The sequence below is a fragment of the Streptomyces fildesensis genome (assembly GCF_016107395.1).
GTDB classification, from domain to species: domain Bacteria; phylum Actinomycetota; class Actinomycetes; order Streptomycetales; family Streptomycetaceae; genus Actinacidiphila; species Actinacidiphila fildesensis.
Window position 1 is genome coordinate 1 of sequence record NZ_JAAIKO010000008.1, and the last position, 20891, is coordinate 20891.

Genomic DNA, 20891 nt, shown 5'->3' on the forward strand with positions numbered 1-20891 from the left:
CCTCACCCGGCAGAACAGCCACCGCACCCCGCGTCACCACCACCAAACGGCGGTCGTCGTCGAGGGCCAACAGCGTTTGCAGTTCGGTGAGTACGGCCGTCAGTGTCTCGATCGGCTCGACCCGCGCGGGCACGCGCACCAGCACCGTCTCGCCGGTGGATTCCGTTCCGCCGGCCCGGGGTGCGGACCACTCCACGTGGTAGAGGTTCCGCCCGCCCGTGGACTGGGAGGCCTTCAACTCGGCGGCCACGACCGGCCGCAGCACCAGCGCGCCGACATCGGCGACCGGACCGCCCTGAACGTCGGACAGGCGGAGCGAGTAGCCGGAGCCGGCCGGGGTGACGCGGACCCGGAGGGCGGTCGCGCCGGAGGCGTGCAGGACGACGTCGGTCCAGGCGAACGGGAGCTCGGCGTTCTCGCTGGGGCGGTCGATGCCGATGGCGTGCAGGGCGGCGTCGAGCAGGGCGGGGTGCAGGGCGTAGCCGGTGGCGTCGACACCTTCGGGCAGGACGACCTCCGCGAAGACCTCCTCGCCCAGCCGCCAGGCGGCGCGCAGGCCCTGGAAGGACGGGCCGTAGCCGTATCCCTGGTCGCGCATCCGGTCGTAGGCGCCCTCGACCTCGATGGTCTTGGCTCCGGCGGGCGGCCATGCGCTGTCGGCCGCCGGGATGACGGCAGCCGTGTCCTCGGACCGCAGCAGGCCTTCGGCATGCCGCGTCCAGAGCGAGTCGTCGGCGCCGGAGGGACGGGAGAAAATGCCCAGCGGCCGCTTGCCGTCCTGACCGGGTTCCTCCACGACCAGCTGGAATTCGACCGCGCCGGAACCGTCGAGCAGCAGCGGCGCCTGGAGCGTCAGCTCCTCCAGTACGGGGCAGCCGGCGCGGTCGCCGGCCTGGACGGCCAGTTCGACGAAGCCGGTGCCGGGGAGCAGCGCGGTGTCGCCCACCGCGTGGTCCGCGAGCCAGGGGTGCGTCTGCAGCGACAGCCGGCCGGTGAGCACCAGCCGGTCGGAGCCCGCCACCGCGACGACAGCGCCGAGCAGCGGATGCGGGGTGGCCTCGATCCCGAGGGCCGAGGGGTCGGCGGAGCCCGACACGTCGTCCAGCCAGTAGCGCTCCCGCTGGAAGGCGTAGGTGGGCAGATCCAGCAGCGGGGTGGTGGCACCCGTGCCGAAGAAGGCCCGCCAGTCGACCTCCGTGCCCTGCGTGTGCAGGTCGACGACGGACGACACGAGGGCCAGCGCCTCGTCCTGGCCGCGGCGCTGCGTGGCGATGAGGACGGCGTCGGTGACGCTCTCGGCACCCATGGCGGTGAGCACCCCGTCCGGGCCGAGTTCCAGGAATGTGGTGACGCCCTGGCCCTCAAGGGTGGTGACGGCGTCGGCGAAGCGCACGGCCTCGCGCACGTGCCGGACCCAGTACTCGGGGTCGGTCAGCTCATCGGTGGTCGCGGCCTGCCCGGTCAGCGTCGACACGATCGGGATGGACGGTGCCGAATACTCCAGGATGTAGGCGAAGCGCCGGAACTCGTCGAGCATCGCCTCCATGTGGACGGAGTGGAAGGCGTGGCTGACGGTCAGCCGCTTGGTCTTCCGTCCGATGCCATCGAAGTGCGCGATCACGGCAGCCACGGCGTCTTCGTCACCTGAGACGACGATGGACGTCGGGCCGTTGACGGCCGCGATCCCCACCCTGTCGGTGAGCTGGGGCAGGACCTCGGCCTCGGTGGCCTGGATCGCCGCCATCGCACCACCGGCGGGAAGTTGCTGCATCAGGCGGCCACGAGCCGCGACGAGCAGCGCCGCATCCTCCAGCGACCAGACACCCGCCACATGCGCTGCAGCCAACTCCCCGATGGAGTGGCCCGCCAGCACCTGCGGACGGATGCCCCACGACGTGAGCAGCCGGAACAGTGCGACTTCCAGCGCGAAGAGCGCGGGCTGGGTGCAGCCCGTCTCGTTCAGCCGGCTGTCGTCCGCAAAAAGGACATCCAGCAGCGGACGGTCCAGGTGCTCGTCGAACGCTTCCGCGACGGCGTCCAGTGCCTCCGCGAACACGGGGAACGCGGCGTAGAGCTCGCTTCCCATCCCGGCGCGCTGGCTGCCCTGGCCGGTGAAGAGGAACGCCAGGTCACCGGAGCCGGCCACAGCGGTCTTGGCCTCGCCGTCAACGACCGCGTCCAGAGCGTTCAGCAGGCCTTCACGGTCCGCCGCCACCACACCCGCACGTTGCGCGAAGCCCGCACGCGTGGTCGCCAGCGCCGAACCCACCGACACCGGATCCAGACCCGCATCGGCCAGCACGAACTCCCGCAACCGGGCCGCCTGAGCCTTCAACGCCTCCGGCGTCTTGCCCGACAGCACCCACGGCACCACCGGCAGCTCAACCGAAGCAACCGCATCCGTCACGACCTCGGCCGGAGCCTCTTCCACGATCACATGCGCGTTCGTCCCACTGATCCCGAACGACGACACACCCGCACGACGCGGACGCTCCCGCACCGGCCACGGCCGCGCCTCCGTCAACAACTCAACAGACCCCGCCGACCAGTCCACATGCGGTGTCGGTGTATCGACATTGAGGGTGGGCGGCAGCGTCTCGTGCCGCATCGCCTGCACCATCTTGATGATCCCCGCAACGCCCGCGGCGGCGGCCGTGTGGCCGATGTTGGACTTCACCGAGCCCAGCCACAGCGGGTGGTCGGCGTCGTGGCCCTGCCCGTACGTGGCGATCAGGGCCTGGGCCTCGATGGGGTCGCCGAGCTTCGTTCCGGTGCCGTGCGCCTCGACGGCGTCCACGTCGGCGGCGGTGAGCCCGCCGCTCGCCAGGGCCTGCTGGATGAGGCGCTGCTGGGACGGGCCGTTGGGGGCGGTGAGACCGTTGCTCGCGCCGTCCTGGTTGATCGCGCTACTGCGCACGACCGCCAGCACCCGGTGGCCGTTGCGCTGCGCGTCGGAGAGCCGTTCGACGACGAGGACGCCGACGCCCTCGCCCCAGCACGTTCCGTCGGCGGCCTCGGCGAACGGCTTGCAGTGTCCGTCCGGCGCGAGTCCGCGCTGCCGGCTGAACGCGGTGAAGGCGCCGGGGCTGGACATCACGGCGACGCCGCTCGCGAGCGCGAGCGAGCACTCGCCGGCGCGCAGCGACTGGACCGCGAGGTGCAGGGCGACGAGCGACGCGGAGCAGGCGGTGTCGACCGTCAGCGTCGGGCCTTCCAGGCCCAGGGTGTAAGCGACGCGCCCCGAGATCACGCTGGTGGCGCTGCCGGTGAGCAGATAGCCCTCGTAGCCCTCGGGCGCCTGGTGTAGCCGGGGCCCGTACTCCTGCGGTTCGGCCCCGACGAAGACGCCGGTCGCCGATCCCCGCAGCCCGGCCGGGTCGATGCCGGCCCGCTCGAACGCCTCCCAGGAGGTCTCCAGGGTGAGGCGCTGCTGCGGGTCCATGGAGGCGGCCTCGCGCGGGCTGATGCCGAAGAAGTCGGCGTCGAACTCGGCCGCTCCGTAAAGGAAACCGCCTTCCCGCGTGTACGTCTTGCCAGGCGCGTCCGGATCCGGGTCGTAGAGGCCCTCCACGTCCCAGCCGCGGTCGGTGGGCAGCGTGCCGATGGCGTCCCGGCCCGACACCACCAGGTCCCACAGCTGTTCGGGCGAGCTGATGCCGCCCGGGTAGCGGCACGCCATCCCGACGATCGCGATCGGCTCGTCGAAACCGGAGCCGGAAGCCGAGCCCACAGCAGGGTCGGCCTGACGCGAAGCGACCTCGCCCGCCGTACGGCCGTCGAACCGGACGCCGAAGATCTCCCACATCAGCTGCCTGGCCAGCGCGGTCGGCGTCGGGTGGTCGAAGGCGATGGTGATCGGCAGGTCGAGACCCGTCGCGTCGCTGAGCCGGCGGTGCAGATCGACGACGGCCAGCGAGTCGAAGCCGAGCTGCAGGAACGGCTGCGACAGGTCGAGAGGGAACTGCCCCTCCCGACCGGCCTTGCGCAGCGCCGCTTCCGCCTCCCTTCGGACCACCGCGAGAAGGCGTCGGTACTGCTCCGCCTCGGCCAGGCCGGCCAGTGCGGCCAGATCGACCAGCTCGGCCCGGTCGGCCGGATCGACGGCGGAGCCGTCTGCGGTGGACTCGTGGGATGCGGACTCGCTCATCACTGAACTCCAGTGTCGATTTCTGCGCGGGAAGAGATCAGGCGCGATGCCGACGTCACTTCACCGGCTCTGAGCAGGATTTCGGCCGGCGCGGGACGGCCGAGGAACAGCAGCAGGCTCGCGGTGGGCCCGTACGCGCCCACGTTGGGTACGGCGATCACGTCGCCGGGCCGCGGGAGGGGCATGCGGGCGGACCGGGAGAGCAGGTCACCGGGGGTGCACAGCGGCCCGGCGAGGGTCACGACGGTCTCCTCCGCCGCTTCGCCGCCGCCGTCCCGCCGGCCGGCCTTGGGCTCGACCGAGAGCGGTAGCAGCCGCCCCAGACCGGCCATGCCGCCGAGGGTGTTGATGCCCGCGTCCAGCACCGCGAAGGTCCGGCCGCGGCTCTGCTTGACGTTGGTGACCGTGGTCAGCAGCCGGCCGCTGTCGCCGACCAGATAGCGCCCCGACTCGCAGGCGATCTCCGGGACGCCCTGCCGCCACCGCGGGAAGTGCTCGTCGAGGGTCTCCTCCAGTGCGGCGCGCAGATTCCCGTAGACGGGCCGGCTCCCGGGCACCGAGTACGGGGCGGCGAAGCCCCCGCCGATGTCCAACAGGCTCAGTGGCGTGCCGAGTTCGGCCTCCAGGCGGGCCGCTCCGCGGATGGTCTCCTGGAACTCGGCGATGAGACTCGCCTCGTCCTTGGAGTTGCTGAGGGGGAAGAAGTGCGCGCCCGCGACACGGATCCCCTCCACCGCGCGGATCTCCGGCAGCAGGTCGGAGAGACCTTCCGCGTCGAAGCCGAACTGGGAGGGCGTACCGGTCATCCGGATGCTGGTGGTGGCCGCGGCCGCCGCGCTGTTGACGCGGATCAGGGCGTCGGCGGTGGTGCCGTGGAGTACCGCCTGCGCGCCCAGTCGTTGCAGGTCGCCGAGCGACTCGACGGAGAAGGTGCGGACGCCCGCGGTCAGCGCGACGGAGATCTCTTCCGCCGTCTTGCCGGGACCGGAGTAGAGGATCCGGTCGGCGCGGTGACCGGCTTCGAGCGCGGACGCCAGCTCGCCGGTCGAGCACACCTCGGCGCGGCACGCCCCGTCGCCCTCGCCGAGGGCGCGGACCAGCCCGGGGTGCGGGTTGGCCTTCAGGGAGTAGAAGAGGGTGAACTGCTCCGGCAGGGCGGCCCGCAGATCGTCGCGGGCGGCGATGACCCGGTCCAGGTCGTAGACGTAGAGCGGTGATCCGTAGCGCGCGACCAGCACCTCGTCCGTCACAACGGCCGTGGCCTCGGTGATGGTCATCCTGCGGCCAGCTCTTCCGCCACGAGCAGCGCCTCGAGCTGCTGCTTGGCGTTCTTGCCGTTGGCGGTCAGCGGGAAGTCGTCGATGACCTTGCACAGCGACGGGACCTTGACGGCCTCGAGCCGCTGCGCCAGCTCGCGCAGCACGGTCTGCGGCGGCAGGTCGGCGGCGACGAACAGCAGCAGGTCGCGGTCGGCGGTCGGCTTGAGGGCCGCGGCGTTCCGCACCCCCGGGATGTCCATGGCGGCGGCTTCGATCTCGATGGTGCTGACCCGCATGCCCTTGCGCTTGAACATGTCGTCGCGGCGGCCCTCGAAGTACAGATAGCCGTCCGCGTCCAGCGAGCCGTAGTCACCGGTGTGCAGGCGGGTGACGCCCGTCTCCGGGTCGGTGCGGAAGGTGCGGGCGGTGATCTCGGGCAGCCGCCAGTAGCCGGCCATGACGTTCGGTCCGGTGACGGTGATCTCGCCGCTGCCGCCGGCCGGGACCTCGTTGCCCTCCTCGTCGAGGATGGTCACCTGGGTGCCCGGGAGCGGGCGGCCGGACGAGCCGGGCCGCGTACGGTCCTCGTCGGGCGGCATGACGGTGATCCGCTTGCACTCGGAGATGCCGTACATCCGGACGACGCGGGCGTCGGGGAAGCAGCGCCACAGCCCGTCGATGATCCGCTGCTCCAGCGCGGCGCCGGTGCTGGTGAACATCCGCAGCTTGGTCGGGCGCGGGTCGCGCTCGGCGAGCCGGATCAGCGGGCCGCCGAGCGAGGGGACGAGCGGCAGGATGGTCGCGCCGGTCTCGCGGATCAGGATGTGCAGCTTGGGGTCGGCCTCCCCGTCGGCGAGGACGAGTTCGGCGCCGGACAGGCAGGTCAGCAGCACCTGGAACAGGCCGTAGTCGAAGGAGAGCGGGACGCGGCAGAAGACGACGTCGTCCCCGCGGTAGCCGAGCACCTGGTTGATGGCGTCGGCGGCGAAGGACATCTGCGCGTGCGGGCAGACGATGCCCTTCGGGGTGGCGGTGCTGCCCGAGGTGTAGATGAGGACGGCGGGGGAGTCGACCGATGTCGCCTCGGACGTGACGCGCACCTCCGTGTCGGTGGCGGCGGCCCAGAGGGCGCCCACCTCGTGCACGGGCACCTCCGTCAACGCCTGCACACCCTCGGCCAGGCCGTCCACGACCACGACCACGCGGGGCTCGCAGTTGGCGATGACGGCCTTGAGGTGGAACTCCTTCATCTCCGCGCTGATCGGCACGAGGGCCGCCCCGACGCGGGAGGCGGCGTAGAGCAGCGCCACCATCTCGCGGACGTTCGGCAGCCGGACGACGATACGGTCGCCCGGGCCCACCCCCTGCTCGCGCAGCCAGCCGGCCACGGTGTGGCTCTGCTGGACCAGGTTCTCCCAGGTCCAGGCGTCCCTGGAGTCGCGTACGGCGATGTTCCGGGGCCGCAGGGCCGCCGTCGTGTCCAGCAGTTCGTGCAGCAGCCGCCGGGTGTCGGCGGCGCGGTCGGTGTGGTCGCTCACGGTGTCCACGGTGGTCACGGTCATCTCCTTGTCAGCTGCGAATCCGGCCGCGGTCCAGCAGCGCCTCGGCGCGGGACCTGAGAGTGGACCGGTCGATCTTCCGGTTGGGGTTCATCGGGAACTCCTCCAGGTGCTGGAAGAGCCGGGGGACCATCGCCTTCGGCAGGTCCGCGGTCAACCGGCGGGCCAGGTCGGCCGATGCGGCGGGCTCACCGGTGTAGAACGTGACGAGCTCATGGCTGCCTCCGACGGCCGCGGCCACCGTGACGGCGTCCTCGACCCCCGGCAGCCGGCGCACGCTGTGGCTGACCTCGGAGAGCTCCACCCGCCAGCCCTGCACCTGCACCTGGTCGTCGGCCCGCCCCACGTAGGCGATCTCGCCGTCCGGGTACCGGCGTACGCGGTCCCCGGTCCGGTACCAGCGCCGTCCGTCGTGCTCCAGGAAGCGGCCCTTGTCCTCGGCAGGGTCGAGGTAGCCGGAGAACATCTGCGGCCCGGTGATGCACAGTTCGCCCTCAGCGGCCTCGCTCCCGCCACCGTCGGTTCCGGCGTCCACCGATCCGTCCGGAGCGAGCAGCAGCCGGCCGAGCGATTCGTGCACCGGGCCGATCGGGACGACGCCGTTGACGTACCGCTCGTCCGGGGTCCCGGGCGACAGCCGGTGCGCGGTGACGGTGATCGTCAGCTCCGTCGGCCCGTACAGGTTCTCGACCACGGACTGCGGTGCGGCCCGCAGCCAGTCCTCCGCGTCCTGCCGGTGCAGCGGCTCGCCCGCGAACAGGCTCCAGCGCAGCCCGGGCAGCGCGCCCGGCGACAGGGCGCCGGTGCGGCGGGCCAGCGCGATGCCGCCGGGGGTCGAGAACCACACCGTCATCCGCTGCTCGGCCAGGAACTCCGGCAGGTCCCGGTACGCCTGCATCGGGATCGGGACGACACAGCCGCCCGCGCCCCAGGCGCAGAACAGGTCGAACATGGCGCAGTCGAAGGTCAGGTCGAAGGTCTGCGAGAACACGTCGTCGGGTCCGAAGCCGTACCGCGCGTCCAGCGTGCGGAAGTAGCTGTCGGCCGCGCGGTGGCTGGTGGGCACGCCCTTCGGGCGGCCGGTCGAGCCGGACGTGAACAGGATGTACGCGGTGTCCTCGGCGTCGGCCGGCAGCGGCGCCGCGAGGGCGGTCTCCCGCGGGGTGGCCGTGATGACGTCCGGGCGCGGTTCCGCGCCCGGGACGAGCACGAGCAGCGGGCCGTCCGCGGCGTCGCGGTCGTCCTGGTCCGCCGTCAGGACGTCGAGGGCGGCCAGTCCGCGCCGGTCGGTGATCACCGCGTCGACGCCGGCCGCCGTGAGGATCGAACGGTTGCGGGCGGCGGGGAAGTCCGGGTTCACCGGGACGGCCACGGCGCCCAGGTAGAGGGCGGCCAGCAGTCCGATGTAGGCCTCAGGGGTCTTGGTGGCCAGGATGGCGACGACGCGCGGTCCTCCGGATCCAGCGGGAGCCGCGTGCCGGAGGGCACCCGCCCAGGCGAGGGCGCGCTCGTGGGCCTCGGTGTAGCTGACGTCCACGCCGCCGACCCGGAAGGCCGGGCGGTCGGGGGCGATCGCGAGGCCGCGCAGGAACCGGCCGTGCAGGGTGTGGTCGAGGGCGGCCGCCGTCGGTCCGGTGGATTCCGCCGCTGCGGTCGTCGATCCCGTCTCCGTGATGACGCTCATGTCAGACACCTGCCTTGGGACGCATCGCGTGCTTCGGATCGGCCAGGACGACGTCGAAGTTGCGCACCGCGCACTCGACCCGGCTGAACAGGGCGTCGGGGCCGGCCACCACGAGCCGCGTCACCCCGCGCCGGCCCAGCTCGGCGAGGACCGCCGGCCAGTCGACCGGCTTCACGAAGTGGTCCCGGAGCATCGTCCTGAGCCCCTCGGCGGTGTCGATGAGCCGGCCGTCCTGGTCGGCGAGCACCGGCAGATCGGGGTCGCGCAGCGGCAGGGCGTCGATGACCTCGACGGCCGCCCGGTCGCGCAGCCCGGTGAAGAGCGAGGAGTGCATCGGCGGGCGCATCGCGTACAGCGGCAGCGAACCGATCTTCCGCAACCGTCCGGTGAACGCCTCCAGATGCTCCTCGCGCAGCGAGATCATCTCGAAGCCCTTGTCCAGGCGGCAGGACAGGTCGTACCACTCGCCCCGCTCGTCCATCCCGGCGAGCAGCTCACGCAGCCCGTCGACGGGGGCCCGGACGAAGGACTGGGTGACCACGTCCCGGTGCTCGGTGGCGAAGTAGTCGGCGGTGCAACGGGCCAGCCGGGCCGTCATCACCACCGCGTCGGGGAAGTCCAGCGCACCGCAGAACGCCATCAGCGGCTTCTCGCCGAAGCTGGGTCCCGCGCAGATCTCGGCCTCGGCGCCCAGTTCGGCGCGGGCCCACTGGGCGAGCGCCGTGGAGGCAACCATGAAGGCGACCTGCGCCGCCTCCGAATAATCCTCGCCGGACTCGCGGAACCGGTCGAACACCGAGTAGCCCAGGGCCTCGTCGGCGATCGGCAGCAGATCTCGGGCAAAGGTATTCAGAAGCAGAAACCTGCCCAGGTCGGAGAAACGGGTGGGACCCATTCCTGGAAACACCATTGCCGTAGTCATCGCTGAAACCCGCCTTGTCGCGAACTGGCCTCGTCCGGTCTTTTCTACGGGCTGTCGCAAGGGGGAGTAACCCCTATGTCTCCCCGCCCGCGCCCCTTAGCAACACCCATACCGGACTGGGAATAGGGGTGGGCGGGCAGAGGGTAGGGGGTCGACGCTGTGGCACCTGCTTCGAAGCCACGGCTTCAATGAGGTTCAGGCTGTTTCCGAAATCGCTTCGATCGCCTGACCGAGTGGACCTGACCGAGTGGATGGGTGAACCGAACCATGACCATTGCCGAGGACATGACCTCGACCCGGCCGCAGACGCTGGCCCCGGTGACGGGACAGCTCCCGCCACCCCGCCAGGACCCGCGGTCCCGGGTCGCGCTGCTCAACCTGGTCAAACAGACGGTCAGGGACGGACCGGGCCCGCGTGCCACGGAGCAGCAGTGGGCCAAGGGCAAGCTGACCGTCCACGAGCGGCTGGAACTGCTCTTCGACGAGGGCACGTTCACCGAGATCGAACCGCTGCGCCGGCACCGTGCCACCGGCTTCGGCCTGGAGAACAAGCGCCCTTACACCGACGGTGTGGTGACCGGCTGGGGCGAGGTCATGGGCCGCACGGTCTTCGTCTACGCCCATGACTTCCGGATCTTCGGCGGCTCGCTGGGCGAGGCCCACGCCGAGAAGATCCACAAGGTGATGGACCTGGCCGAATCGGCCGGCGCACCACTGGTCAGCCTCAGCGACGGCGCCGGGGCCCGGATCCAGGAAGGCGTCACCGCACTCGCCGGATACGGCGGCATCTTCCGCCGCAACGTCCGCTCGTCGGGTGTCATCCCGCAGATCAGCGTGATGCTCGGCCCGTGCGCGGGCGGCGCCACCTACTCGCCGGCGCTCACCGACTTCGTCTTCATGGTGCGCGGCACCTCGCAGATGTACATCACCGGGCCCGATGTGGTGCAGGCCGTCACCGGCGAGAAGATCTCCCACGACCAGCTCGGCGGCGCCGACGTGCACGCGTCGATCTCCGGCGCGGCGCAGTTCGTCTACGAGGACGAGGCCGAGTGCCTCGCCGAAGTCCGCTATCTGCTCTCGCTGCTGCCCTCGAACAACCGGGAACTGCCGCCGGCCGTCGCGACGGCCGACCCGGCCGACCGCCGCAACGAGTCGCTGCTGGAACTGGTGCCGGCCGACGCCAACCGCGCCTACGACATCCGGCCGGTGATCGAGGAGATCGTCGACGACGGCGACTTCTTCGAGGTGCACGCCGCCTGGGCCACCAACATCGTCTGTGCGCTGGCGCGGCTGGACGGCCAGGTGGTCGGCATCGTGGCCAACCAGCCGGCTTCACTGGCGGGCGTCCTGGACATCAACGCGTCGGAAAAGGCCGCACGCTTCGTCCAGATGTGCGACTCGTTCAGCATTCCGCTGGTCACCCTCGTCGACGTGCCGGGCTTCCTGCCCGGCAGCGCGCAGGAGCACGGCGGCATCATCCGGCACGGCGCGAAGCTGCTGTACGCGTACTGCAACGCCACCGTGCCGCGCATCCAGGTCATCCTCCGCAAGGCCTACGGCGGTTCGTACATCGTCATGGACTCACGGTCCATCGGCACCGACCTGTCCTTCGCCTGGCCGACCAACGAGATCGCGGTCATGGGTGCGGAGGGCGCCGCCAACGTCGTCTTCCGGCGCGAGATCGCCGCGGCCGACGACCCGGACGCGGTCCGCGCCGAGCGCATCAAGCAGTACCAGGAGGAACTGATGCACCCCTACTACGCGGCGGAGCGCGGCCTCGTCGACGACGTCATCGACCCGGCGGAGACCCGTTCCGTGCTGATCCGCTCGCTGGCGATGCTCCGCACGAAGCACGCCACGCTCCCGTCCCGCAAGCACGGAAACCCGCCGGTGTGACGGCGATGACGACACCGGGCGCACCGGCCGCAGAGGAGCCGGCAGCAGACGTGGCCGCGGACGAACTGCTCATCCAGTTCGTCCGCGGCGAGCCGGACGACGAACAGGTGGCCGCCGCGACGGTCGCCCTGCTCGCGGTCCTCCGGCAGAAGGCCGTGGCCGACGACGACCAGGGCGGGCGCGGCGGCCAGAGCAGCCGGCCGCCGCGCTGGACCCCCGACAGCTACAGCCCGCCGGGCGCCTGGGCCTACGGCTGACAGCCACGAACTCTCCGCCTGTGCCCCGGATCCGCTGCGGATCCGGGGCACAGCCGTATGTCCACCGTATGGGTCCGCAGCGTGCGGTCCGCAGCGCTGAACTGCTGGGCCGGGCAACGGGCGGGCAAGGGCGGGCAACGGGCGGGCAACACTGAACCCACCGCCTCACTCACTGAGGCGGTGGGACGGTGGGGGGAGCGTTGGCGCGGGTTGGGGTCAGGCCGTCTGGTGCGCTCGGCGCGCGGCGACGGCTTTGGGGTAGCGGATCGTGAAGAGCACGGGAATCACGAAGCTGGCGACCTTGACGACGATCATGGGCGTCGTCGCGTGCGCGTCGGCGTGGATGATGAAGGCCAGCACGACGGCGGCGGCCGCGAAGGCGAGCCCCCACACCTGCGTGATGACGGCGTTGGTCCGGTAGAACGCCTCCGTGCGGGCGACCTTCTCCGGTACGAGTTTGCGTGCGATGCCGAGGGTGAACGGCCGACGGATGAGCAGCGAGCCCCAGGCGGTCAGGGCGAGCCATGCGTCGACAAGAGCCGGCCCGTAACGGACCAGATCCGAGTCCGGTTGCGCGTAGGACAGCCAGGCGATCCCCGCGAAGAACACGAACGCGCTGGTCTCGATCACCATCTCGTCCCAGTTCTTGCCGGACTTGCGATCGCGCCAGATCACCACTGTGGCGATCCCGAGCCCGACCAGTGCACCCTTGCGCCAGTCATCGCTTGTGGCGACGAAGGCATAGGCGATCCACGGGAGGAAGCTGATGAGGTAGCGGGTCATGGATAGCTCCTTTCTCGCATCCATTGCGACAGGCGGGACTAAAGCGCCCCTAAAGCGATCCACAGCCCGCAAGGGCATCAAAAAAGGCTACCCCCGTCGGGCGGGCCGTGCACAGGTTTCGCTTTAGCCGTCCGCAAGGAGCCGATCGCACGCTCTCGTGGATATCGCTCCACGGTCCACCGGAGCGTTGGATACGCATCTGGAGGAATCCATGGCCCGCCGCCTTTTCACGTCGGAATCGGTTACCGAGGGACACCCCGACAAAATCGCCGACCAGATCAGTGACTCCGTCCTCGACGCACTCCTCGGGCAGGACCGCACCGCCCGGGTCGCCGTCGAAACCCTGATCACGACCGGTCAGGTACATATTGCCGGTGAGGTCACCACGTCCGCGTATGCCGATATCCCGGCGATCGTGCGGCAGACGGTGCTGGATATCGGGTACGACTCCTCCGCGAAGGGGTTCGACGGGGCTTCGTGCGGTGTGTCCGTCTCGATCGGTGCACAGTCCCCGGACATCGCGCAGGGCGTCGACACCGCGTACGAGTCGCGGGTGGAGGGCGGCGAGGACGACCTCGACCGCCAGGGCGCCGGTGACCAGGGCCTGATGTTCGGCTACGCGTGCGACGACACCCCCGAGCTGATGCCGCTGCCCATCGCCCTCGCCCACCGCCTCTCCCGCCGGCTCTCCGCGGTTCGCAAGAGCGGCCGGCTGGCGTATCTGCGCCCGGACGGCAAGACCCAGGTCACCATCGAGTACGACGGCAGCAAGGCCGTCCGCCTCGACACCGTCGTGATCTCCAGCCAGCACGCGCCCGACATCAGCCTGGACTCCCTGCTCGCCCCGGACATCCGGGAGTTCGTCGTCGAGCCCGAGCTGGAAGCCCTCGGCCTCACGCTGTCGACGGAGGGCTACCGGCTCCTCGTCAACCCGACCGGACGGTTCGAGGTCGGCGGTCCGATGGGTGACGCCGGGCTGACCGGCCGGAAGATCATCGTCGACACGTACGGCGGGATGGCCCGGCACGGTGGCGGCGCGTTCTCCGGCAAGGACCCGTCCAAGGTGGACCGTTCCGCCGCCTACGCGATGCGCTGGGTCGCCAAGAACGTCGTCGCCGCCGATCTGGCGACGCGCTGCGAGGTGCAGGTCGCCTACGCCATCGGCAAGGCCGCCCCCGTCGGGCTGTTCGTCGAGACGTTCGGCACCGAGACCATCCCCGTGGCCCGCATCCAGGACGCCGTCAGCCAGGTCTTCGACCTGCGCCCGGCCGCCATCGTGCGTGACCTCGACCTGCTGCGGCCCATCTACGCGCAGACCGCCGCCTACGGCCACTTCGGCCGGACGGACGCCGACTTCACCTGGGAGTCCACCGACCGGGCGGCCAAACTCCGCCAGGCCGCCGGTCTCTGACAGCCGGCCGAGGAAGAGCACCGGAGGAGTGAGTGACTGAGATGCGCACCGCCATCACAGGATCCATCGCAACCGACCATCTGATGGTCTTCCCCGGTCGGTTCACCGACCACCTGGTCGCCGACCAGCTCCAGAACGTGTCCCTGTCCTTCCTCGCCGACACCCTGGAGGTCCGGCGGGGAGGGGTGGCGGCCAACATCGCCTTCGGCATGGGGCAGCTCGGCCTCGCCCCGGTGCTGGTCGGCGCGGTCGGCCCGGACTTCGCCGACTACCAGGTCTGGCTCAAGCAGCACGGCGTCGACACCGACTCCGTCCAGGTCTCCCACGAGCACCAGACGGCCCGCTTCGTCTGCACCACCGACTCGGTGCAGAACCAGATCGCCACGTTCTACGCGGGCGCCATGGCCGAGGCCCGCCGGATCGCCCTCGCCCCCGTCACGGAACGCGCCGGCGCCCTCGACCTGGTCGTCGTCGCGCCCAACGACCCCGAGGCGATGCTCCGGCACACCGCAGAATGCCGTGAGCTGGGCATTCCCTTCGCGGCCGATCCTTCGCAGCAACTCGCCCGGCTGGACGGGGAGCCGGTACGGCTGCTCCTCGATGGCCCACGCTTCCTCTTCAGCAACGAGTACGAGGCGGCGCTCCTCCAGGAACGCACCGGCTGGAGCGCCGACCAGGTGCTCCAGCACGTCGGCACCTGGATCACCACGCTCGGCGCCAAGGGTGTCCGCATCGAGCGCGCGGGCGAGGCACCGCTCCTCGTACCGGCCGCCCCGACCACCGGCGCCACCGAACCCACCGGGGTCGGCGACGCCTTCCGCGCCGGGTTCCTGGCCGGCGTCACCTGGGATCTCACCCTCCGGCGCTCGGCCGAACTGGGCTGCGCCCTGGCCACCGTCGTCCTCGAATCGGTCGGCACCCAGGAGTACCACCTGGACCGCACCGACCTCCTCACCCGGCTGCGGACCGGCTACGGCACCGAGTCCGCCACCGAGCTCGAACCGCGGCTGTCCTACCTGGCGAGGTCCCTGTGAGCGTGAGCCAGGAGAGGGTGCGGCTGCTGCGGGACGCGTTCGCGTCGCGGGTGGTGGTGGGCGACGGCGCCATGGGCACGATGCTCCAGGCGCAGGACCCGTCGATGGACGACTTCGAGAACCTGGAGGGGTGCAACGAGGTTCTGAACGTCACCCGGCCGGACATCGTCCGGTCGGTGCACGAGGAGTACTTCGCGGCGGGTGTCGACTGCGTCGAGACCAACACCTTCGGGGCGAACCTGGCGGCACTGGGGGAGTACGACATCCCCGGCCGCATTCATGAACTCTCGGTCTCCGGTGCCCGGTTGGCCCGCGAGGTGGCGGACGGCTTCGCCACGCCCGACCGGCCGCGCTGGGTGCTCGGCTCCGTCGGGCCGGGCACCAAGCTCCCGACCCTCGGCCACGCCCCCTACGCACTGCTGCGGGACGGCTACGAGGAGAACGTCGCCGGCCTCATCGAGGGCGGCGCGGACGCGATCCTGGTGGAGACCACCCAGGACCTGCTCCAGACCAAGGCCGCCATCGTCGGCGCCCGGCGGGCGATGAGCTCCGCGGGCATCCACCTGCCGCTGATCTGCCAGGTCACGGTGGAGACGACGGGCACGATGCTGCTCGGCTCCGAGATCGGCGCGGCGCTGACGGCGCTGGAGCCGCTCGGCATCGACATGATCGGGCTGAACTGCGCCACCGGCCCCGCCGAGATGAGCGAGCACCTGCGGTATCTTGCCCGGCACGCCCGTATCGCCGTCTCCTGCATGCCGAACGCCGGCCTGCCGGTGCTGGGCAAGGACGGTGCGCACTACCCGCTGTCGCCGGAGGAACTGGCGGACGCGCACGAGACGTTCGTGGGCGAGTACGGGTTGTCGCTGGTCGGCGGCTGCTGCGGCACCACCCCCGAGCACCTGCGCCAGGTCGTGGAGCGGGTGCGGGGCCTGGATGTCGTGCAGCGCAGCCCGCGCCCCGAGCCGGGCGCCGCCTCGCTCTACCAGACCGTCCCGTTCCGGCAGGACACCTCGTACCTCGCCATCGGTGAGCGGACGAACGCCAACGGGTCGAAGAAGTTCCGTGAGGCCATGCTCGAAGGGCGCTGGGACGACTGCGTCGAGATGGCCCGCGACCAGATCCGCGAGGGCGCGCACCTGCTGGACCTGTGCGTGGACTACGTCGGGCGTGACGGGGTCGCGGACATGGCCGAGGTCGCGGGCCGTTTCGCGACGGCGTCGACGCTGCCGATCGTGCTGGACTCCACCGAGGTCCCGGTGCTGCGGGCGGGGTTGGAGAAGCTGGGTGGTCGGGCGGTCATCAACTCCGTGAACTACGAGGACGGTGACGGTCCCGAGTCCCGGTTCGCGCAGATCACGGCGCTGGCGGCCGAACATGGTGCCGCGCTGATCGCGCTGACGATCGACGAGGAGGGCCAGGCCCGCACCCCGGAGCACAAGGTCGCCATCGCGGAGCGGCTCATCGAGGACCTGACCACCAACTGGGGCATCCTTGAATCGGACATCCTCGTCGACTGTCTGACCTTCACGATCGCGACCGGTCAGGAGGAGTCCCGCAAGGACGGGATCTCGACGATCGAGGCGATCCGTGAGCTGAAGCGCCGCCATCCGATGGTGCAGACGACGCTGGGTCTGTCGAACATCTCCTTCGGCCTGAATCCGGCCGCCCGTGTCGTGCTGAACTCGGTCTTCCTGAACGAGTGTGTGGACGCCGGCCTGGACTCCGCGATCGTGCACGCCAGCAAGATCGTGCCGAGCGCCCGCATTCCTGAGGAGCAGCGGGAGATCGCGCTGGATCTGGTCCATGACCGGCGTCGTGAGGGTTATGACCCGTTGCAGGCTTTCCTGGCGGCGTTCGAGGGCGTCGACATGAAGTCCGTCAAGGCCGGCCGTGCGGAGGAACTGGCTGCGCTGCCGCTGGACGAGCGGTTGCAGCGGCGGATCATCGACGGGGAGAAGAACGGTCTGGAGCAGGATCTCGATGAGGCGCTGACCGTTCAGTCGGCTCTGCGGATCGTCAATGACACGTTGTTGGAGGGTATGAAGGTCGTCGGTGAGCTGTTCGGTTCGGGTCAGATGCAGCTGCCGTTCGTGCTGCAGTCCGCGGAGGTCATGAAGACCGCGGTCGCCTACCTCGAACCGCACATGGAGAAGTCCGACGCCGACGGCAAGGGCACCATCGTGCTGGCCACGGTCCGTGGCGACGTCCATGACATCGGCAAGAACCTGGTCGACATCATCCTGTCCAACAACGGCTACAACGTCGTGAACCTCGGCATCAAGCAGCCGGTGGCGGCGATCCTGGACGCGGCGACCGAGCACAAGGCCGATGTGATCGGGATGTCGGGTCTCCTGGTGAAATCCACCGTGATCATGAAGGAGAACCTGCAGGAGCTCAACCAGCGCAAGATGGCCGCCGACTACCCCGTCATTCTGGGTGGCGCAGCATTGACCCGCGCCTATGTCGAGCAGGACCTGCACGAGATCTACGAGGGCGAGGTCCGCTACGCGCGGGACGCGTTCGAAGGCCTGCGGCTGATGGACGCGCTGATCGCCGTCAAGCGCGGCGTCCCCGGCGCCACCCTCCCGCCGCTCAAGCAGCGCCGCGTCGCCGCCGTGGACCGTCCCGCACGCGGCCCGGTGGCCCCGGAACCGCTGCCCGCCCGCTCCGACGTGGCCGCCGACAACCCCGTCCCGAAGGCGCCGTTCCTGGGGACGCGGATTGTGAAGGGCATTCCGCTCGCGGAGTACTCCTCCTGGCTGGACGAGCGGGCCACGTTCATGGGCCAGTGGGGCCTGAAGTCCGGCCGTGGCGGCGGGCCTTCGTACGAGGAGCTGGTCGAGACGGAGGGCCGGCCGCGGCTGCGGATGTGGCTGGACCGGCTGCACACCGAGAACATGCTGGAGGCGGCCGTGGTCTACGGCTACTTCCCCTGCGTGTCCAAGGGCGACGACCTGATCATCCTGGACGAGAAGACCGGCGGCGAGAGCCACCGCTTCACGTTCCCCCGCCAGCACCGCGACCGGCACCTCTGCCTGTCGGACTTCTTCCGCCCCGAGGGCAGCGGTGAGCCCGATGTCATCGCGCTCACCGTCGTGACCATGGGGAACAGGGTCTCCGAGGTGGCGAACGAGCTGTTCGCCGCCAACGCCTACCGCGACTATCTCGAACTGCACGGTCTCTCCGTCCAGTTGACCGAGGCGCTGGCCGAGTACTGGCACGCCCGGATCCGCACCGAACTGGGGATCGCGGGCGCCGACCCGGACAACCTGGACGCGATGTTCCGCACCGAGTACCAGGGCTGCCGCTACTCGCTCGGCTACCCGGCCTGCCCGGACCTGGAGGACCGCGCCAAGATCATGGACCTTCTCAAGCCGGAACGTATCGGCGTCGTCCTGTCCGAGGAGTTCCAGCTGCACCCGGAGCAGTCCACCGACGCGATCGTCATCCACCACCCGGAAGCCAGCTACTACAAGGCGTGAGGAGGACCGTCCCCGCTATGACCACCGCATTGACCACCGCTATGACCCCCGTTGTGAATGCGCCGACGACCAGTAACAACCTGCGCGATGTCCTCGCCGCCGGGCAGCGCACGTTCTCGTTCGAGTTCTTCCCTCCGAAGACGGACGCGGGCGAGCGCGTCCTGTGGGACGCGGTCCGCCGTATCGAGGCCGTCGGTCCCACCTTCGTGTCCGTCACCTACGGCGCCGGCGGCTCCTCGCGCGACCGGACCGTGGACGTCACCCGGCGGATCGCCACCGAGACGACGCTGCGCCCGGTCGCCCATCTGACCGCGGTCGGCCACACGGTGGCGGAGCTGCGGCAGATCGTCGGCCGGTACGCGGACGCCGGGATCCGCGACGTCCTCGTCCTGCGCGGCGACCCGCCGGGCGACCCGCGCGGCCCGTGGCAGCGGCATCCCGGAGGCCTGGACCACGCGGCGGACCTCGTCGAACTCGTCCGTTCCATCGGCGACTTCAGCATCGGCGTGGCGGCCTTCCCCGAACGCCACCCCCGCTCCCTGAACTGGGACGACGACATCCGGCACTTCGTCGACAAGTGCCGGGCGGGCGCCGACTACGCCATCACCCAGATGTTCTTCGACGCGGACGACTACCTGCGGCTGCGCGACCGGGTGGCCGCCGCGGGATGCGACACCCCGATCATCCCGGAGATCATGCCCGCCACCGACGTCCGGCAGATCCGGCGCTTCGCGGAGCTGAGCGACGCGACCTTCCCGCCGGCGCTGGCCGAGCAGCTGGCGGCGGCGCAGGACGCCCCGGCGACCGCCCACCGGATCGGGGTGGACCACGCGACGCGGCTGGCCCAGCGCCTGCTCGACGCCGGTGCCCCCGGCCTGCACTACATCACCCTCAACCGGTCCACCGCGACGCTTGAGATCCACCAGAACACAAGGAGCGCAGATGCCGTCCCTCACCGCCGCTGATTTCAAGGTCGCGGACCTCTCCCTCGCCGCTTACGGCCGCAAGGAGATCATCATGGCCGAGCACGAGATGCCCGGTCTGATGTCGATCCGCGCCGAGTACGCGGCGTCCAAGCCGCTGGCCGGCGCGCGGATCACCGGCTCGCTGCACATGACGATCCAGACCGCCGTCCTCATCGAGACCCTGGTCGCGCTGGGTGCGGAGGTCCGCTGGGCGTCGTGCAACATCTTCTCCACCCAGGACCACGCGGCGGCGGCGGTCGCGGTCGGCCCGACCGGCACGCCCGAGGACCCGCAGGGCACCTCCGTCTTCGCCTGGAAGGGCGAGACGATGGAGGAGTACTGGTGGTGTGCCGAGCAGGCCGTCACCTGGCCCGACGGCGGCCTGAACATGATCCTGGACGACGGCGGCGACGTCACGCTGCTGATCCACAAGGGCGTCGAGTTCGAGAAGGCCGGCGCGGTCCCGGACTCCGCCGAGGGCGACTCCGAGGAGTACGGCTACATCCTCGACCTGCTGCGCCGCACCCAGGCGGAGAGCCCCGGCAAGTGGACCACCACGGCGGCCCTCATCAAGGGCGTCACCGAGGAGACCACGACCGGCGTCCACCGGCTCTACGAGATGCGGCGCGACGGCGGCCTGCTCTTCCCCGCGATCAACGTCAACGACTCCGTCACCAAGTCGAAGTTCGACAACAAGTACGGCTGCCGCCACTCGCTCATCGACGGCCTCAACCGTGCCACGGACGTGCTGATCGGCGGCAAGGTCGCCGTCGTCCTCGGCTACGGCGACGTCGGCAAGGGCTGTGCGGAGTCGCTGCGCGGCCAGGGCGCCCGGGTGATCGTCACCGAGATCGACCCGATCTGCGCACTGCAGGCGGCGATGGACGGTTACCAGGTCACGACCCTGGAGGAGGTCGTCTCCGAGGGTGACATCTTCGTGACGACGACCGGCAACAAGGACATCATCATGGCCGCCGACATGGCGAAGATGAAGCACCAGGCCATCGTCAGCAACATCGGCCACTTCGACAACGAGATCGACATGGCGGGCCTCGCCAAGGTCCCCGGCATCGTCAAGGACGAGGTCAAGCCCCAGGTCCACACCTGGAAGTTCCCCGACGGGCACACCATCATCGTGCTGTCCGAGGGCCGCCTGATGAACCTCGGCAACGCGACCGGCCACCCGTCCTTCGTGATGTCGAACTCCTTCGCCAACCAGACGATCGCCCAGATCGAACTCTTCACCAAGACCGCCGATTACCCCATCGGTGTCTATGTGCTCCCCAAGCACCTGGACGAGAAGGTCGCCCGCCTCCACCTCGACGCCCTCGGGGTGAAGCTCACCGCCCTGCGCCCGGAGCAGGCCGCCTACCTCGGCGTCCCGGTCGAAGGCCCGTACAAGGCGGACCACTACCGCTACTGACACCACTCCTGATATCGCCACTGATCCACCCGGTACCGGTGGGTGGAGGGCGTGACGTGACGGGCG

The 20891-nt window shown here is 70.3% G+C and carries 12 protein-coding genes and 1 pseudogene; 7 read left to right on the forward strand and 6 right to left on the reverse strand.

Going from position 1 to position 20891, the window contains the following annotated elements; all coding sequences use genetic code 11:
* The 5 genes and pseudogenes from C6N31_RS14685 to C6N31_RS14705 form a co-directional block, all read right to left on the reverse strand.
* Positions 1-4060, reverse strand: a pseudogene (locus C6N31_RS14685) (type I polyketide synthase); the annotation flags it as partial.
* Positions 4061-4146: 86 nt separating this feature from the next.
* Positions 4147-5424, reverse strand: coding sequence for a type III PLP-dependent enzyme domain-containing protein (locus tag C6N31_RS14690; protein WP_138355990.1), 1278 nt, complete (start codon positions 5422-5424; stop codon positions 4147-4149).
* Positions 5421-6953, reverse strand: coding sequence for an AMP-binding protein (locus C6N31_RS14695; RefSeq protein WP_381586323.1), 1533 nt, complete (start codon positions 6951-6953; stop codon positions 5421-5423). Before C6N31_RS14695 ends, C6N31_RS14690 begins: the two co-directional genes overlap by 4 nt.
* Before the next feature lie 22 nt (positions 6954-6975).
* Positions 6976-8649: an AMP-binding protein gene (locus C6N31_RS14700; protein ID WP_138355988.1), complete on the reverse strand. Its 1674-nt coding sequence runs from the start codon at positions 8647-8649 to the stop codon at positions 6976-6978.
* Position 8650: 1 nt separating this feature from the next.
* A complete protein-coding gene (locus C6N31_RS14705; RefSeq protein ID WP_232485217.1) occupies positions 8651-9544 on the reverse strand; it encodes an ACP S-malonyltransferase in 894 nt (297 codons plus the stop codon).
* A 294-nt stretch (positions 9545-9838) separates the two neighbouring features.
* On the opposite strand from C6N31_RS14705, the gene C6N31_RS14710 reads away from it, so the two are divergent.
* Complete coding sequence (locus tag C6N31_RS14710) at positions 9839-11467, forward strand: acyl-CoA carboxylase subunit beta (RefSeq protein ID WP_187145015.1); 1629 nt, start codon at positions 9839-9841, stop codon at positions 11465-11467.
* Positions 11468-11517: 50 nt separating this feature from the next.
* The gene (locus C6N31_RS14715; RefSeq protein ID WP_164607116.1) at positions 11518-11724 is read left to right on the forward strand and encodes an acyl-CoA carboxylase epsilon subunit; all 207 of its coding nucleotides are present in this window, start codon (positions 11518-11520) and stop codon (positions 11722-11724) included.
* A gap of 216 nt (positions 11725-11940) precedes the next feature.
* Here the strand turns inward: C6N31_RS14715 and C6N31_RS14720 are convergent, their stop codons facing one another.
* Entirely contained in the window at positions 11941-12507 is a 567-nt protein-coding gene (locus C6N31_RS14720) for a hypothetical protein (RefSeq protein WP_198357670.1), read from the reverse strand.
* Between the two features lie 211 nt (positions 12508-12718).
* On the opposite strand from C6N31_RS14720, the gene metK reads away from it, so the two are divergent.
* The 5 genes from metK to ahcY are packed head-to-tail and all read left to right on the forward strand — an operon-like array spanning position 12719 to position 20825.
* A complete protein-coding gene (gene metK / locus C6N31_RS14725) occupies positions 12719-13918 on the forward strand; it encodes a methionine adenosyltransferase (RefSeq protein ID WP_138355984.1) in 1200 nt (399 codons plus the stop codon).
* Positions 13919-13959: 41 nt separating this feature from the next.
* Positions 13960-14952, forward strand: a complete 993-nt coding sequence (locus C6N31_RS14730) for a carbohydrate kinase family protein (RefSeq protein ID WP_138355983.1) — start codon at positions 13960-13962, stop codon at positions 14950-14952.
* The gene (gene metH, locus C6N31_RS14735) at positions 14949-18437 is read left to right on the forward strand and encodes a methionine synthase (RefSeq protein WP_438817421.1); all 3489 of its coding nucleotides are present in this window, start codon (positions 14949-14951) and stop codon (positions 18435-18437) included. The genes C6N31_RS14730 and metH overlap by 4 nt, the downstream gene beginning before the upstream one ends.
* Positions 18438-18454: 17 nt before the next feature.
* Positions 18455-19402: a methylenetetrahydrofolate reductase [NAD(P)H] gene (metF, locus tag C6N31_RS14740; protein WP_381586206.1), complete on the forward strand. Its 948-nt coding sequence runs from the start codon at positions 18455-18457 to the stop codon at positions 19400-19402.
* Positions 19380-20825 carry an adenosylhomocysteinase gene (gene ahcY / locus C6N31_RS14745; RefSeq protein WP_138355981.1) on the forward strand — a complete coding sequence of 482 codons (1446 nt, stop codon included), beginning with the start codon at positions 19380-19382 and terminating at the stop codon, positions 20823-20825. Before metF ends, ahcY begins: the two co-directional genes overlap by 23 nt.
* Positions 20826-20891: the final 66 nt, after the last annotated feature.

What these genes read in the sequence shown, in the direction of transcription:
- C6N31_RS14690 (WP_138355990.1), bottom strand. Translation starts at nt 5,424, where the DNA reads ATGACCATCACCGAGGCCACGGCCGTTGTGACGGACGAGGTGCTGGTC.
- C6N31_RS14700 (WP_138355988.1), bottom strand. Translation starts at nt 8,649, where the DNA reads ATGAGCGTCATCACGGAGACGGGATCGACGACCGCAGCGGCGGAATCC.
- C6N31_RS14705 (WP_232485217.1), bottom strand. Translation starts at nt 9,544, where the DNA reads ATGGGTCCCACCCGTTTCTCCGACCTGGGCAGGTTTCTGCTTCTGAAT.
- C6N31_RS14710 (WP_187145015.1), top strand. Translation starts at nt 9,839, where the DNA reads ATGACCATTGCCGAGGACATGACCTCGACCCGGCCGCAGACGCTGGCC.
- C6N31_RS14720 (WP_198357670.1), bottom strand. Translation starts at nt 12,507, where the DNA reads ATGACCCGCTACCTCATCAGCTTCCTCCCGTGGATCGCCTATGCCTTC.
- metK (WP_138355984.1), top strand. Translation starts at nt 12,719, where the DNA reads ATGGCCCGCCGCCTTTTCACGTCGGAATCGGTTACCGAGGGACACCCC.
- C6N31_RS14730 (WP_138355983.1), top strand. Translation starts at nt 13,960, where the DNA reads ATGCGCACCGCCATCACAGGATCCATCGCAACCGACCATCTGATGGTC.
- metF (WP_381586206.1), top strand. Translation starts at nt 18,455, where the DNA reads ATGACCACCGCATTGACCACCGCTATGACCCCCGTTGTGAATGCGCCG.
- ahcY (WP_138355981.1), top strand. Translation starts at nt 19,380, where the DNA reads ATGCCGTCCCTCACCGCCGCTGATTTCAAGGTCGCGGACCTCTCCCTC.